General features: G+C 49.9%; 13 protein-coding genes and 1 riboswitch. Of the genes, 2 read left to right on the top strand and 11 right to left on the bottom strand.

Features of this window, described 5'->3' with window-relative positions; all coding sequences use genetic code 11:
• Positions 1 to 170: 170 nt before the first annotated feature.
• The 3 genes from AC58P7_RS15945 to AC58P7_RS15935 form a co-directional block, all read right to left on the bottom strand.
• Positions 171 to 542 (bottom strand): DUF1284 domain-containing protein, encoded by a 372-nt coding sequence (locus tag AC58P7_RS15945; RefSeq protein WP_497344457.1) that lies wholly within the window; start codon positions 540 to 542, stop codon positions 171 to 173.
• 59 nt (positions 543 to 601) lie between these two features.
• Positions 602 to 1,177 (bottom strand): NUDIX domain-containing protein, encoded by a 576-nt coding sequence (locus tag AC58P7_RS15940; protein ID WP_497344443.1) that lies wholly within the window; start codon positions 1,175 to 1,177, stop codon positions 602 to 604.
• A gap of 594 nt (positions 1,178 to 1,771) precedes the next feature.
• Positions 1,772 to 3,184: a hypothetical protein gene (locus tag AC58P7_RS15935; protein ID WP_497344441.1), complete on the bottom strand. Its 1,413-nt coding sequence runs from the start codon at positions 3,182 to 3,184 to the stop codon at positions 1,772 to 1,774.
• A gap of 148 nt (positions 3,185 to 3,332) precedes the next feature.
• On the opposite strand from AC58P7_RS15935, the gene AC58P7_RS15930 reads away from it, so the two are divergent.
• Complete coding sequence (locus AC58P7_RS15930; protein WP_497344439.1) at positions 3,333 to 3,548, top strand: hypothetical protein; 216 nt, start codon at positions 3,333 to 3,335, stop codon at positions 3,546 to 3,548.
• Between the two features lie 17 nt (positions 3,549 to 3,565).
• Here the strand turns inward: AC58P7_RS15930 and AC58P7_RS15925 are convergent, their stop codons facing one another.
• From AC58P7_RS15925 to AC58P7_RS15910, 4 genes are all read right to left on the bottom strand, one after another.
• Positions 3,566 to 4,537 carry a polysaccharide deacetylase family protein gene (locus AC58P7_RS15925; protein ID WP_497344437.1) on the bottom strand — a complete coding sequence of 324 codons (972 nt, stop codon included), beginning with the start codon at positions 4,535 to 4,537 and terminating at the stop codon, positions 3,566 to 3,568.
• Positions 4,538 to 4,566: 29 nt separating this feature from the next.
• Positions 4,567 to 4,827, bottom strand: coding sequence for a YqkE family protein (locus tag AC58P7_RS15920; protein WP_497344436.1), 261 nt, complete (start codon positions 4,825 to 4,827; stop codon positions 4,567 to 4,569).
• A gap of 45 nt (positions 4,828 to 4,872) precedes the next feature.
• Positions 4,873 to 6,708, bottom strand: coding sequence for an APC family permease (locus AC58P7_RS15915; protein WP_497344434.1), 1,836 nt, complete (start codon positions 6,706 to 6,708; stop codon positions 4,873 to 4,875).
• 104 nt (positions 6,709 to 6,812) lie between these two features.
• Positions 6,813 to 6,964, bottom strand: a riboswitch (cyclic di-AMP (ydaO/yuaA leader).
• Positions 6,965 to 7,201: 237 nt separating this feature from the next.
• Complete coding sequence (locus AC58P7_RS15910) at positions 7,202 to 7,660, bottom strand: GNAT family N-acetyltransferase (protein ID WP_497344432.1); 459 nt, start codon at positions 7,658 to 7,660, stop codon at positions 7,202 to 7,204.
• 158 nt (positions 7,661 to 7,818) lie between these two features.
• Between AC58P7_RS15910 and AC58P7_RS15905 the strand changes: the two genes are divergently transcribed.
• Complete coding sequence (locus AC58P7_RS15905; RefSeq protein WP_497344430.1) at positions 7,819 to 9,264, top strand: MFS transporter; 1,446 nt, start codon at positions 7,819 to 7,821, stop codon at positions 9,262 to 9,264.
• A gap of 72 nt (positions 9,265 to 9,336) precedes the next feature.
• Here the strand turns inward: AC58P7_RS15905 and AC58P7_RS15900 are convergent, their stop codons facing one another.
• From AC58P7_RS15900 to AC58P7_RS15885, 4 genes are all read right to left on the bottom strand, one after another.
• On the bottom strand, positions 9,337 to 10,566 hold the full coding sequence (locus AC58P7_RS15900) for an NAD(P)/FAD-dependent oxidoreductase (protein ID WP_497344428.1): 1,230 nt from the start codon (positions 10,564 to 10,566) through the stop codon (positions 9,337 to 9,339).
• A 206-nt stretch (positions 10,567 to 10,772) separates the two neighbouring features.
• Positions 10,773 to 11,558 (bottom strand): EcsC family protein, encoded by a 786-nt coding sequence (locus tag AC58P7_RS15895; RefSeq protein ID WP_497344426.1) that lies wholly within the window; start codon positions 11,556 to 11,558, stop codon positions 10,773 to 10,775.
• A gap of 308 nt (positions 11,559 to 11,866) precedes the next feature.
• The gene (locus tag AC58P7_RS15890) at positions 11,867 to 13,528 is read right to left on the bottom strand and encodes an ATP-binding cassette domain-containing protein (protein ID WP_497344424.1); all 1,662 of its coding nucleotides are present in this window, start codon (positions 13,526 to 13,528) and stop codon (positions 11,867 to 11,869) included.
• Positions 13,528 to 14,346, bottom strand: coding sequence for an ATP-binding cassette domain-containing protein (locus tag AC58P7_RS15885; RefSeq protein ID WP_497344422.1), 819 nt, complete (start codon positions 14,344 to 14,346; stop codon positions 13,528 to 13,530). The genes AC58P7_RS15890 and AC58P7_RS15885 overlap by 1 nt, the downstream gene beginning before the upstream one ends.
• Positions 14,347 to 14,436 lie beyond the last annotated feature (90 nt).

Below are 14,436 nucleotides of genomic sequence, written 5' to 3'. Positions count from 1 at the left end.
TTTAATTTCAACTTTTGTATTTGGGAAGCAGTAAATTTTGTTCGTATAGACATGATGAATATGACCTCATTCGTAGTTGTTATTAGATTAAAACACAAAAACCCGAAAGACGGGCACTTTTTTTCAAAGTGTCTATCTTTCGGGTTACAGTTCACTTAACGCAGGTCCTCTTACTTTTTGGGAACAGGAGGCAGAACGCCACCTTCCCCGATGATGCGTACACCATCCGCACAAACCCCATATGGCTCCCAGCGGCATGTTGCACAGAGATTGCTAATGTCTGTTGACTTTATTTCTAGGGCAACTTGCCCGCAAATCGTGGACCACGTCCGCTCCATGCCGACCTCCAAGCCTAGCTTGGCAACAATCTCAGCATCTCGCTGGTACACGGTACGATTCTCGCAATGCGCATCTTGATCCTTCGGAAAGGCAGCGCACAAATCATCAGGTCCGAGCACGACGCGAATCATCGTTTCAGGCTCTGTGCGCAGCTGTTCGTAGACTGTCGTCATATTTTCGCAAAACGCTGGGGAATACCCCATTCCTCTATAACCTAATAAGCAGAGTAAGTGGTGGCCGCGAAGTTCGATGCTTCTTTCGATCATACCGTGTTAACCTTTGGTACGCGGTACAGTCCGTATCCTGCCATCGGAATGACGGGTTCACGATCCTCTACGAGACCGTCCCCTTTGGAATGGAGGGCTACATCAATGAGCCATTTGGTGAAATCGGCCACTGGCATGGAAGCCATTTCTTCTAGGCTGTAGAAGCCTGCTGCATCTACCTCTACGCCATCAGGCTGAGGGGTACCGCTGATGTAAGACATTTCGAAAGCGATATACACATTATGTATGCTTCTTGGCAGGTCACGCACAGCAACCAATCGCGAAACTGACGCTTCGACTCCGCATTCTTCCAAGACTTCACGCACAATAGTATCCTGAATCAGCTCATGCTGCTCAATATATCCGCCTGGGTTCGTCCATCGTCCCTTCCCTGGTTCTTGCGCTCTGCGCACAAGGAGGATCTTCTCATCCTTCATCACCAGTGCACCAACACCGATGCTGTAGTTCCCCCAATGAACAAAGCTGCACACCGTGCAAGCCCGTCTTTGAGTTCCATCCACATCACGTATCTCCATGACAGCTCCGCAGCTCATGCAAAATTTGGCTTCCATCTGTCTCAACTCCCTTTGGTCATCCATCATCTAAATCATCTATATGCAAGCTTACTGCGAATGATGGGCAGTAGGCAACTCCACGTAGGCGTGCCTATTAGTCATTTGGCTTGGAATTGGAGATGGATGCGTCGCGTGTGAAGGGATATCGCTGATTTTCGCGGTTTCGCTGGAGTTGAAGGAGACAGCAAAGGAGCTGTACACGAGGGAAATGATGGCAGAGTAGCTGAAGATGGTGATTGATGGCAAAATAGCTAGCTTGACGGCATGAGACTACCGGCACAGGAGGCTTGGCGCCTTAATGAGCGGATAACCTTCACGAGACCCCCGAATTGGCAGCCTTAACGGCATATGGATGACAAAATAGCTAGCTTTCGAGCTCATCTCCACAAATAAGAGTGGCTTACCACTCTTATTTCCCTGATTCTGGCCTTATCTACCCAAATAGGAGTGGTTAATAACCCATATTCTCGTTTTAGCTGTAACTCCTCCCCCTCAGGGTTCACCGTAAGGTTGTCCCCGCCCACAACAAAGAGCACCTCCGCCATGGAGGTGCCCCCTGCTCCAGCCGTGACGATCCTTCCCTCTCACTACCTACACCAAAAACATCGCCACAATCGTCGTCACCGCTAAGCCGATGAGCACTGGCTTGAGGTTCCGTCGTGCGAGCTCGAACGGACTCACACCGCAGATGGCTGCTGCCGGAATGAGCGCCCACGGGATCAAGGTTCCGCCGCCGACCCAGATGGCGGCAACTTGCCCAAGCGCGGTCAGCACCGCTGCACCAGAGCCGATGGCGGTTGCGAACAGCTGCGCAATGGAGCCCGCCAAGGATATGCCCGAGAAGCCGGAGCCGTCGAGGCCGGTAATGGCGCCGACGACGGTTAGCGTCACCGCGCCAATCGCTCCATTAAGCGGTACGACGCCTGCGAGTGCGACGCCTAGATCGTTCACGATGCCATGTGAACCCTCTGGCAATATTTTGCCGAACAGATCCGTTAACGCGGAGTCGCCTAAATAGAAGAACGCGGCAATCGGGATGACCGGTCCGAAGACTTTGAACCCAAAAATAAAACCCTCAATTAAATAAGAGGTAATTTTCTCTAGGCCTTCGTTCCGATGCGAAATCAAGGTTACCGCGATGAGGATAAATACAGCTGTACCGCCTACGAGAGCGGTTGCATCGCCACCTTGCAAATTCAGAACGAACATGGCAATGACATCTAAGGCAAAAAGCACAGGAATCGCGATAGCCAATAGTTGTTTCAGCCGCGGTACGATCAGCACCTTAGCCTGCTCATCTATGGGAACGAGACCGCCGCTTTCTTCTAAACGAGTATCGATGAGCCCGCTGCGCCATGTGCCATTTTTCATATCGCGCCGCATGAACCAGAACGCCGTAATTGTCGTAACTAACCCCATCACAATAACGAGCGGAATGCTTGCTTCCATAACGGAGGACACTGGCAATCCGGCTGCATCCGCTGTCAATTTGGGTGCCCCTTGGATAATGTAATCACCAGAGAGAGCAATCCCATGTCCGAAAAGGTTCATTGCCATAGCGGCACCGAGTGCCGGCAAGCCAACGCGTACAGCCACTGGTAAAAGCACGGCACCAATCAACGCAACTGCTGGTGAAGGCCAAAAAAACCAGGACGTCACCATCATAATGATGCCGATACCCCAGAAGGCTAATGCTGGCGTTCTCAGAAACTTCGTCAGCGGTGCAACCATCGTTTCATTGATCCCCGTACGAATTAAGACGCGACTCATGGCAACGATAATCGAGATAATCATAATCGTTCCCATCAACTCTTTGGTTGCAAAAATAAAGCTGTTAAACACACCCGATACAGAGCCACTCAACGTTTCCGTTGCTAGTAACCCTAGCGTAAAAATACCCACCACACAAATCATCGTCGTATCTCTGCGTTTAACAAGAAGCGTCAGAATAAAGCCAATGAACACTAAATAAACCCAATGAATCGGTAAAAGTTGAATATCCATCCTGCACACACACCCTCTCAGCCCAAGCAGCAATTGGTGCTACATTGTATGCTCGGCTGGGCATAGGCGTTCGTCTAAATTCGGGCATTCGGGCACAATATGGTACAATATGAAGAACTATTTCAATGATGTTAGGGGACTATTTAGCATGGCGAGGAATCAACGGTTACATACAGATGCAGATTTTCAAGAGGTCATCGATCGACATGGCGTTGTTCGTATCTTTAAAGATGACCATATCGTCGATTCCAATGCGGTCGTTCTGCGATTCAGTGATACGACGGTCGTCGTACAAACGCGTGTCAGCGATTTGACCTACTATGACCGGGCAGCTTGTGAGTTTTTTGAGATGAAAAAAAGGTAAAAAAAATAGCTCCCACCCTACTCTTCCTGGTAAGAAGCTAATTGTACGAAACGGAAGCCCGCCTGCCGCAATTGAGGAATCGCTTTGATGACGCCCTCAGCGGTATCCTTCTCGGGATGATTCATGTGCGCGATGACGATGGAACCGCTCGGTGCCTTCGTTAGCGCATGGAACACCTGCTCCGTGTTATAGGTCGCTCCTGCATCACCTAGCACCGAATAGCCCGCTAATTCGAAGCCAAGATCATGGGCAACAGATACGGCGACATCATCATAAAAAGCAGTACCCGAGCGGAAAAATGTTGGTCTTTTTCCCGTCAGCTTCTCGATCAGATCCGCATTGTCATTCATTTCATGAATGGCTTCTTTGACGTTCTTGGTGCCAGCAATACCATAGGCCAGCTTGCCGGTCACGGACAAAGGGCGGTGCTCAGTTCCATGGTTTTCGATCTCGAACAGTGGATTCGCAGCCAGCGCAGCAAAAGTTACTGGATTTGCAGCTATCCATCTCCCGTTTATAAATAACGTTGCTGGAATGTGCTCCTGAATCAAATACTGAATCAGCTTCTCATCGTAGCCGCTGCCCTCTTCCCCGCCGCAGGCATCAAAGGTGAGAGCGATCACTTTCTCATTCGTATGCAGCTTTGTTTTCACACCAAGAACACGCTCTCCCCATTTCGTTGGTACGACGGAGGCATATCGTTGGATCAGTGATTTTTCCAGAGCAGCGAAGGCCGGCATGGCATTAACATCTGCTTTTTCATTTACTGGACGATCTAATGAAGGAGGAGATGATGTCGTCGTTGCTGGCGATTCTGCAGGTGTGCTAACTGGTTTTGTTATCGATGTACTCACAGGTGTAATCGTAGATGGTGCAGGCGTGGTTATTGGTGTAACAGTTGCAGTTGCTAATGAAGATGCGACCGCCGTTTCTACGACCTCTCCACTCTGTTCCGCCTTACAGCCTGCAAGCACCACCGTCGCACTCAAAAAGAAAAGGAGGCACATCGTGCGCCCCCTCATTTGTGTTTCCGCCAGTCTAATTTGCTTTTCTCAAGTTGATAGGCAAAATCATTCTCTAAACGCTTCTCTTCCGCTTTACGAGCAGCCTCTACCCTGGCTCTCTCTGCGTCCTTCTTCGCTTGCTCTTCCGCTTTCATCGCGTCAGCCTGCGCTTTGAGTCCTTCCAAAATTTCCGGACGCAACAGATCCTTAAGTAGCGCTGGTTTATCTTGCACGCTAGCAGGTGCTGGCGTCATTTTTGCTTTCTTTTTCACCATAATGGGGTCACCTCGTCAACATGTTCTCCCTATTATTGTACACGTCTATTGATGTAAATGATACGGTACCGTGGCAACAACGATATCCTTATCGGCTTGAAGCTTCGAGCGAATACGTGCCGCTGACTGATTATGGAGCAGACGGTGCCACCATTTTTTCGGCATGAACTGAGGCAGAATGACCATGATGGATTGCTTCTCAGATACATGCGTGTCAATCCGTTCAATGAATTCCACAAGCGGCTTCAGGATCGTTCTGTAACGTGATTTGAATACAACCAGTCGAACGCCTGGATCCCAGATCTGCCACTTCTCCTGCATCGCTTCCTCATCTTCATCGGAGAAGGAGACATAGAAGGCGATAACATTAGGTGAAAGTGACTTCGCGTAGTTCAGTGTGTGCTCTACAGCCCGATGAATCCCGGCCACAGGTACGATAATGACGGGTTCTTTGGTACATACACGGTCTTGCGTGATATCAATACGAAGCTGTTTGGCTACGTCATCGTAATGGTGACTGATTTTCGTTATTAACCAGAGTAGAATCGGTGTCACAATAATGACGATCCAAGCACCTTCGCTAAATTTGGTGATACAGAAAACAATTAGAACTGCAAGGGAGACAATGCCGCCTAGGCCGTTAATGATCAATTTGCCGATCCAGCCGGCTACACGTTCTTTCAACCATTTGCGAACCAAACCGCTCTGAGCCAATGTAAAAGATAGAAATACGCCAATCGCATAAAGTGGAATGAGTGCATCGGTCTTCCCTTTAAAACCAATCAAAAGCAGACTGGCCAATACGCCTAATGTAATGATGCCATAATGGTAGGAAAGACGGTCCCCGCGGTAAGAGAACATACGCGGGAAGTTTTTGTCTTGAGCCATGATCGACGCCAAGATGGGGAAGCCATTAAAGCTTGTATTGGCAGCAAGCACCAGAATAAGCATCGTCGCGATTTGAGTGGCATAGTACATCGCTCCACGGCCAAAAGCTTGCTCCGTCACCATCGATAGCACCGATGTATGCCCGTTAGGATCTGGGGCAATCCCATAGCCTAAGGCGATCAATGTTACACCACCGAACACGATGGCCAAAAGGACACCTAAAGAGAGAAGCGTACGTTTTGCATTTTTCACAGAAGGTGTTCGGAAATGCGGTACGGCATCGGAAATGGCTTCGATACCCGTTACAGCTGAACAACCGGATGAAAACGCCTTGAGAAGTACGAATAATGTTAATGAGTTCGTCGCTGAGCTAGGTACAAATTCTATAGCGTGCGTATTAAGTGAGCCCGTCATTAAATCGAAGACGCCCTTACCGACTAACAAAAGGATACAAAGGATGAAAAAGTAAGTTGGTATCGCGAATACGGTTCCAGATTCGGAAGTACCGCGTAAATTAAGCCAGACCATAATCCAAACCAGTAAAATAGTAAGTGGAACAATATAAGGTACGGCAGAAGGAAAGGCCGACGTAATGGCCTGCACACCCGCAGAGATCGAAACGGCCACGGTTAAGGTATAATCGATCAGCAATGAGACACCTGTAAGTCGTCCCCAAACCATCCCCAGATTCTCTTTCGTAACCATATAAGCGCCGCCGCCCATTGGGTAGGCTTCAATAACCTGTCTATAGCTCAACACGAGCAATAGAATCAACGCGATGATCGAAACCGCAATCGGCAGGGAGAACGCAAATGCAGCAATCCCAACGGTTGCGAGCTCTAGCAGAATTTGCTCCGTTCCATAGGCTACCGAGGATAGCGCATCGGAAGATAGAATAGGAAGGGCTTTCCAAACCTGCATTCTCTCCGACTCAAGCTCACTGGACTTTAGCGGCTTACCAAACACAATTTTTTTCAATGAATCACTTGTCATTTCGTGGTCGTTCCTCCAATTAAGGCTAATCTCAATTTCAACTTACACCTAAAAATTGACGCAAAAAAACACAAGGATTGACCTTGTGTTTGTAGACACATGTTCTCCTTTCTCACGATCGCTTACGAGGTTAGCTGCCGGGTTCGGGCCGCGAGAAATCTGCCCTAAAAGGTACTTGGTATCAGCACCATTATTCACCCCATGAAACTCGTGGTTCCCCCGCTTTTCTTAACAGAAAATTAAGCGAAATATTCAACTGTTCTAGTACGTGTTGAATACTACTCTCTTCTACGGACATAGTAAAGGAGAGAAAAAACGTAAAAAGCCCTTTTCCACCACCCGAATCCCCCAATAATTCGCTTACATTCAACTGATTCATTGATTATCTTCCATTCTCGTAGTGGTTCGAGGTATTTTGGGGAAATTGAAGAGTTGCATTCTTCAATCGTTGGTTAACTACTCAAACAATTCATTAGATGAAGGGAAATTTCATTCAGAACATCTCATTGAGGGCGGTGTAGTTCACCCAATCCGCGCGTGTTCCACCCATTTTATCAAAAAACTGCTGTGCCCGATGATTATCCGGCGCCGTAATCCAAGACATGTAAGCATAACCGTTTTCCTTGGAATAGCTCTGACACTGGCGGAATAGCTCTTCTTCCACTGCGGTCCCCCGAAATGGCTCAAGCAGGAAAAGGTCGTTCATGATCGTAATGGGATTAGCCTTCATCGTACTCCACGCAAAATACAGGGTCGCAAAGCCGATGAGTTCTCCCTCATTTTCGGCTACAAACTGAATACCGCCTTGTTTCTCAAGTAAGTTGCTAATCAGGCAGTGAATATTGGCTGTCTCTGGCCTAGGCTTCTTATAAAAGCCTACAATATAGGCATCCATAAGCTCTGTCAATGCCTCTAAATCTTTCATTTCTACGTTTCTTATCACATGTGACATTGTATTACACCTCGCTCTTTATGTATAATAATACATATTTAAGAATAAATATTCAATCTACAAATTATTTTAACAAAGGCCAATTCATTGACATACCCTACTCGCCATGCTAAACTGTAACGAAATATATTATAGTTATAGATCGGAAGGTGTACCCCATGTCAACCTCATCAACTGCTTCACCCCAAGGAACACCGTACGTTGAAGCAGAGATGCCTAGCCGTTTAAGAGAGACCCCTGTCTCCTGGTTGCTCTGTTTTACCATTGTACTTGTGATCATGAACACGATGATGTTCAATCTGGCCTTGCCCAAAATTTCAGTCCAATTCGAACTCAGCCCATCGACGGCATCGTGGATTGTCACTGGGTACTCTATTATTTTCGCCATTTCTTCGATCACGTACAGCCGCTTGTCCGACTTCGTGCCGATTCGCAGGCTCTATGTGGTTGCTCTGCTTTCGCTCGGCGGCGCCTCCCTCATCGGGCTGTTCACGAACAGCTTTGGGACGTTACTCCTAACTAGGCTGATTCAGGCCTCAGGCGCAGGTGCAATCCCATCGCTCGGCATCGTACTCGTAACACGCTACATTCCGTTGTCTCGCAGAGGCAGAGCCATGTCGCTCATTCTGTCCGCTGCTTCACTAGGTTTAGGGCTCGGTCCCGTTGCTGGCGGATCCATCGTTCAGTATTTGGGATGGCATTTCCTGTTCGTCATTACAGGCGTTACACTCCTGCTCATCCCCATATTTCTCTTCCTGCTTCCAAAAGAAAAAGCGGAAAGCGGCTCGTTCGATTTCATCGGCGCTCTGCTCCTCGGGATCGGGACCACTGGTTTGTTGCTCTTCCTTACGTCCAAAAGTATCATTGCCCTCCTCGCGGGCGTGATTGCACTAGCCTTGTTCACTCTACGCATCCGAAGAGCCGCTCAACCATTCGTGCTGCCTGCCCTCTTCGGCGACAGACCTTATATGGCGCTTAGCGCAATCGGCGTATTTTCGTATATGATCAGCTTCGGCTTCTTGTTTCTTGCGCCTCAGATGCTAGCCCGCGTATTCGGCTTAGCTCCGCTGACTTCGGGACTGCTGCTCTTCCCAGGTGCCCTGCTTGCGATGCTTGTGTCCAATCGTGTAGGCCGCATCATTGACCGCTACGGGAATACGGCGTTGCTTCGCTACGTGCCATGGTTGATGCTACTGTCTACCGTGCTTCTGGCCCTGACTGCCAGCTATTCTTATTACTGGATTGCCGCGCTCTACATCCTAGTGAGTATCAGCTTCACGACACTGTCCAGCGCTGTATCCAATGAATTGTCTCGGCAATTGACCAAAGAACGTGTCGGCTCCGGTATGGGCTTGTTCCAATTGCTGCAGTTTTTCAGCGGCGCATTCGCCGTTGCGCTCTCAGGTAGCGCGCTGGTCTGGCAGAAATCCTTGCCGCTTGAACGTGCTTTTGACAATCTGATCTGGGGCATGGCGGTTATCGCGCTCCTGACCATAGGCAGCTCGCTCCTATACAGGAGCTATTCAAAAAAACGCGAATCCGCGACAATGACGGATGCAAAAACAGCTGGAAAGGCAGTTGTTCGTACAAGAGTAACCGAATAATCATATAAAAAAAGCTGATTGAGATCAGGTCCTTCGGACCTCTCACTTCAGCTTTTTCGTCGTTACAAGACATCAATTCGGTACATGATAATTACGGGTTGTGGATTTCTGCTTCCAGATCATTTTCTTCCAAATGAGTGGAATGCCGCCGATGAGGTATAAATAACGGGCATCGATCATTTTTTTGATGAGGGAGGCAAAACGGCCTTTCACTTTCTTCACTTTGAGTAAACCAACGGCCTCCCCTCGACCTAAGGAGGCTACCGTACCTTTGAAATCATATACGAAAGGCTTCATTTCTTTGCCGCGAACAGTCTGGATGAGATTCCGAGCTGCATTATACCCCTGTTGGACGGCAATCTGCGCATTCGCGGGATAAGGCGTACCCTCTGGACTCGTGACAATCGAGCAATCACCCGTAATGAAAATATCCGGGAATTGATACGATCGCAAGCAGCTATCCACTTTAACGCGGCCACGCTGTACATCGAACCCAGCTTGCTGCAGCAAGGAATTACCGCGAATCCCCCCTGACCACACAATCGTACCTGCTCGAATGAACTCGCCATTCCCCAGAATAACACCTTCCGGCGTACATGCTTTGATCGCAGTCGACAACTTATATTGCACCCCTTTGCGGCGCATCACTTCCATCCCGTATTCGACCAGATCCTCTGGCAGACCAGGAGGCAGCGCCGATGGGGAAGCTTCCACATTGTAAATTCGCACATCCGCTGGATCGACATCATACGTTTTGCAGAGGACAGGAATGCGGTCAGCCAACTCACCAACAAATTCCGTACCCGTGAACCCCGCGCCGCCAACGACGAAGGTGAGATAATCCTTGCGCTTCGGTGCCATTTTGGACTTGGCAAACATATACTCAATGTGCTGCCGAATGAAGCGGACACTGTTAATGCTTTTGATCGACATGGCATATTCATGCATCCCTGGTATCCCGAAGGTTTCCGTTTCACTCCCTAATCCAATCACGAGATAATCATAGTCGAGCGTGGCATCTTCCAGTACAATCTTTTTATCATTAGGCAAAATCTCTCGAACCGTCGACTTCACGAAACGAATCTTCCGTTCATCAATCAAATCTGAAATGGTCACGCGGGCATTCTCATGATGATCCGTACCGGCAGCCGGCATATGCAAATGGGTCGTGATGTAATGATAATCATGCTTGTTGACCAGTGTAACATCCATCTCATTCCTTCTCATCTTCTTCTGCAGTCTTATCGCTGTGACAAGTCCGCCGTAGCCTGCTCCTAGGATTACGATTTTGGGTATGCTCATTGCCTCAACACTCCTCCAATTGTGAAATAAATCACATATATGCTTGTGAAAATAATCACAATTCTTCACAAGATGAGCCGGTAACCGACTCTCTTATAGTGTATGCGGGAGTTTCACGAAAATAACGGATGATTTAACTATTTTTCAGCAAGATAGGACGAGCATCCGTGGCGGAATACTGGACTAATTGAGCAGACCAAACTAACCTAGCTACTTACTTCGGGGCTTGCGTCCTCATCGCCCTTCGCTGCCTTGTCTTGCAAATTACGCAGCCGATAGCAGTTCATGCCCGCCACGCCGAGCTCCTCGAGCAAGCCAAAGTTCGCCCAAGCGCCAACAACAACCCCGATGCCGGGGATGAGCTGAAGCATTTTACGAAAATCAATCGTATCCCGATACTCCTGCTGCAGCTGCAACCAATTCACTTGCTTCATGTAGTCGGCGGCAGGCGGAAATGTCTGTGAGATGGCAGGCCAATTCTTAATCGTATGAAGCAGCTCTGGCTTCTTCTTCGTGCCAGAGAACGCTAACTGAAACACATACAGAATAAACAATCTTTCTCTATAATCGTTGGTCGAGTAGCCATACACGTGCGCTAATTCAAAAAGGAACTTCAGCTTGATCCCAATCAGAATTGGGAAATCCGCAAGCCCAAGCAAAATACCGCCCGCTCCCGTACCTGCTCCCTCGGCGGCGGCGATTTTTTTGTACAGAGACAGCAGCTCCTCAGCTTTCGCATCTCGGTCTGCTAAAGACAGCCCCCGCAGCGGATCGGAGGAAGGCATGTAGTTCATACCGAACAAGGTCGTTTGCACAATCCCTTTGACCGTTGCCGTGATCGTATTGTGGATTTTCTCCGGAATCACTTGGTTGATTCGATTTTGAACGGATTTCGAGGCTCGCTCGATTAGATTGGGCTCTTTTTGCATCCGTATTTCCCATCGCTTGAGCTTCCTCTGCATTTGCTGCTCATAGATTGTGTATTGGTCCATGGTCTCACCGCCGTCGCTTGTGTTGGTTCAAGTATAGTATACCGGTAGATGGGGCTCAAGGTGACTGGGGTGGGGATAGGCCAGGACGGATCGTCTTCGTCTCCTAACGGACACGAGTGACGTTATTTGGGCCAGATTGATTCTTTTCAGGAACTAACGGACACCATAGACGTTAATTGGGCATATCAACCTAATAGCTCTTTGAATTCAATTAAATAGCGTCTCCTGTGTCCGTTAGCTTTTCAATACAACCGAATTTCACCAAATAGCATCTCTTATGTCCGTTAATAGCTTACTAACCGATGAGATTACAAATAAAACAGGAGTCCCCATGCGAGAAGTGCACTCACTACCAAATACGTATCTACTCGCTGCCACTGCAGCGTGTTCTTCCTCAGGAGCAGCGTCTTGCCGTCGATTTGTTTCATTTCCATCGCAACGGTCATTTGCTCCGCTTTGTGGAACATCGCTAGTAATAGTGGAACGACCAGTGCAGGAATGTCGCGCACGCGCACACTCCCCGGACGGACAGACGCTTTGCCCCGCGCTCGTACAATCGCGGAGAATTGCTGCCACTCCCGCAAAATGAGCGGTATGAAGCGAAAAACAAACGAGACTGCCAACGAGAAGGATGCCACTGGCAGCTTCACCTTGTACAGATATTTTAATGCCCAGTTCAGACCTTGCACGAGCTGACCGTAAGGGGTCGACATCGCGAGCCAGTAGCCTGCCATCAGGACGACAAATAACCGTGTCAATATAAAGGTTGTGCTCCAGCCGCTTTCGACTGTGTAGCCCAGCGGCGAGAATGTAAGCCCAGCCAACGCGACGGAGAAAAGCAGGAAGATCGCATACGAGGCGGCGATTTTGCGGATGCCGTGCACTACACTGCGCGGGAGGCCGAGAAACGCGCAGCCGAGGAGCCCTGCGGCCACCGCAAGGCCCACCCACGACTGCTGCCCCATCGTCCCGATGGCGAGCAGCAGGTAGAGCAGCCACTTCGCGCGCGGGTCCCGCCCCAGCCACCCAGCCTGCGGCGAGGGTGGTTGCAGCAGCGGCCGCTGCGCGGGCTGCGGCGCGCTCGCTTCGCGCGCGGCAAACCCCGGCGCCGCCTCCGCAGGCGCCATGGCGCTGCCGCCTTCGCGCAGCGCAGCCAAGATCGCCGACGCGGCAAGCGCCGGCGTGAGCTGATCCGGCGCGATGGCGATGCCAACGCGCGCCAGCTTATCTGCGGCCTCCACACAGCTTGGGAGGCCAACGCCTGCGCGCGCCAGCACTTCGGGTGCGCGGCAAAGCTCCTGCGGTGAGCCGTCGAAGACGAGCTCGCCGTGGTCTAGAACGAGGACACGTTCCGCAAGCGGAAAGAACGTGTCCAAGTCATGCGTGGCGATGACGAGTCCACCACGCTCACGGCGTTCGCGCAGCATGCGCAGCAGCTCGCGGACTGCCGCCGCCTCAAGGCCGGCGGTTGGCTCATCCATGAGGAGCCAATCTGGCGCCGTGGCGAAGGTCGTTGCCAGCGCGAGCCGGCGCTGCTCGCCGCCGCTGAGCGCGAAGGGCGAGCGATCCATGGCGAATACGCCACGCGGATCAAGCGCATGGGTCGCCTCGTGGATTCGGCGCTCGCGCTCTTCCGCTGACAGCTTATACGGCCTAAGCGAATACGCGAATTCTTGGCGTATACTACGTGCAAAAAGCTGCTGCTCCGGAAACTGAAACGTTAAACCCAAGTGAAGTAGTTGCTTCGGATCTACTTTTTTGGGTTTAAGCCACATGAGTTGTTGGTTAAGTGTAATCGTGCCAGATTGAGGCTTAAGCAGTCCCGACATAACTTGCAGAAGCGTGGATTTCCCCGATCCCGCGTGACCAATAAGCAGCGTTACCGATCCTTTTTGCAGGGTAAAGCTTATATCTTTGAGCAAGGTCACCTCCGGCGAATCCGGAGCTGTAACCACGACTTCCTTCAACATTAGGGACATGAGATCGCCTCCGCCAGCTCTTCCATCGTAAGCGGAAGTGGTTGCAGCGCAATACCCTGATCTAGCAAATTCATCGCCGTTTGAACCGCAAAAGGTGGATCATAACCAAGCTCAACACAAGGCGAGGATATCTCCTTAGCCCCGTCCATGCCTCCATAGAAGAACGATCGCGGCTCCCCATCGAATGTTATCCTGCCTGCTCCAAAACCAATCACGCGAGTCGCATCCGCTACCTCTTCTAACCGATGTGAAATCCAAACAATCGTCGTTCCACGTTGATGCGCTTGCCTTATGGCTTCTCGAACTTCTTTCCGAGCAGCAGGATCCAGCATGGCCGTCGGTTCATCCAAAACTAAAATCTCTGGCCGAGTTGCAAGTGCAGCAGCTAGATTTACTAACTGCTTTTGCCCACCCGATAAACTAGCCATCTTACGATCTGGTGAGATCGATAATCCTACCGTGTTCAAGACCTCGGCATACCATGCCCGACGATCCTCAGCTGACACCTGTTCTGCGTTAGGCAAGAAGTCTAACTCCTCCGCTACTGTCTCTCCAATGAACTGCGCTTCTGGCAGTTGAAGGACGCCTCGCGCCATCGACATACCCTCATCCTTTTTACGATGGATTTGTCCTTTTGACAACGGATTCAGGCCTAATAGAACACTAGCTAGCGTACTTTTGCCGCTTCCGTTTGGTCCAATGACAGCTATCCACTCGCCTCTATGAATATCCAATGTGACATCCGACCACACACGCCGCCCTTCTCCCGATTCCGTTCGATAGACAACCGAAGCATTCTTTAATGACATTAATCTCTCTCTATTATCCATATGTAAAAAAGTCCCTTTCACTTTTCTAGCAGTTGTGCTATCATCTTTATTGTCAACTTCATATCAACT

Source organism: Paenibacillus sp. J22FR5, from assembly GCF_059691975.1.
This window is presented reverse-complemented; position numbering and strand designations above follow the sequence as displayed.

Excerpts from the sequence above, each read along its gene's own strand:
- AC58P7_RS15920 (WP_497344436.1), bottom strand. The coding sequence starts at position 4,827 with ATGGTGAAAAAGAAAGCAAAAATGACGCCAGCACCTGCTAGCGTGCAA.
- AC58P7_RS15900 (WP_497344428.1), bottom strand. The coding sequence starts at position 10,566 with ATGAGCATACCCAAAATCGTAATCCTAGGAGCAGGCTACGGCGGACTT.
- AC58P7_RS15895 (WP_497344426.1), bottom strand. The coding sequence starts at position 11,558 with ATGGACCAATACACAATCTATGAGCAGCAAATGCAGAGGAAGCTCAAG.
- AC58P7_RS15935 (WP_497344441.1), bottom strand. The coding sequence starts at position 3,184 with ATGGATATTCAACTTTTACCGATTCATTGGGTTTATTTAGTGTTCATT.
- AC58P7_RS15905 (WP_497344430.1), top strand. The coding sequence starts at position 7,819 with ATGTCAACCTCATCAACTGCTTCACCCCAAGGAACACCGTACGTTGAA.
- AC58P7_RS15945 (WP_497344457.1), bottom strand. The coding sequence starts at position 542 with ATGGGGTATTCCCCAGCGTTTTGCGAAAATATGACGACAGTCTACGAA.
- AC58P7_RS15885 (WP_497344422.1), bottom strand. The coding sequence starts at position 14,346 with ATGTCATTAAAGAATGCTTCGGTTGTCTATCGAACGGAATCGGGAGAA.
- AC58P7_RS15910 (WP_497344432.1), bottom strand. The coding sequence starts at position 7,660 with ATGTCACATGTGATAAGAAACGTAGAAATGAAAGATTTAGAGGCATTG.
- AC58P7_RS15915 (WP_497344434.1), bottom strand. The coding sequence starts at position 6,708 with ATGACAAGTGATTCATTGAAAAAAATTGTGTTTGGTAAGCCGCTAAAG.
- AC58P7_RS15890 (WP_497344424.1), bottom strand. The coding sequence starts at position 13,528 with ATGTTGAAGGAAGTCGTGGTTACAGCTCCGGATTCGCCGGAGGTGACC.
- AC58P7_RS15930 (WP_497344439.1), top strand. The coding sequence starts at position 3,333 with ATGGCGAGGAATCAACGGTTACATACAGATGCAGATTTTCAAGAGGTC.
- AC58P7_RS15940 (WP_497344443.1), bottom strand. The coding sequence starts at position 1,177 with ATGGAAGCCAAATTTTGCATGAGCTGCGGAGCTGTCATGGAGATACGT.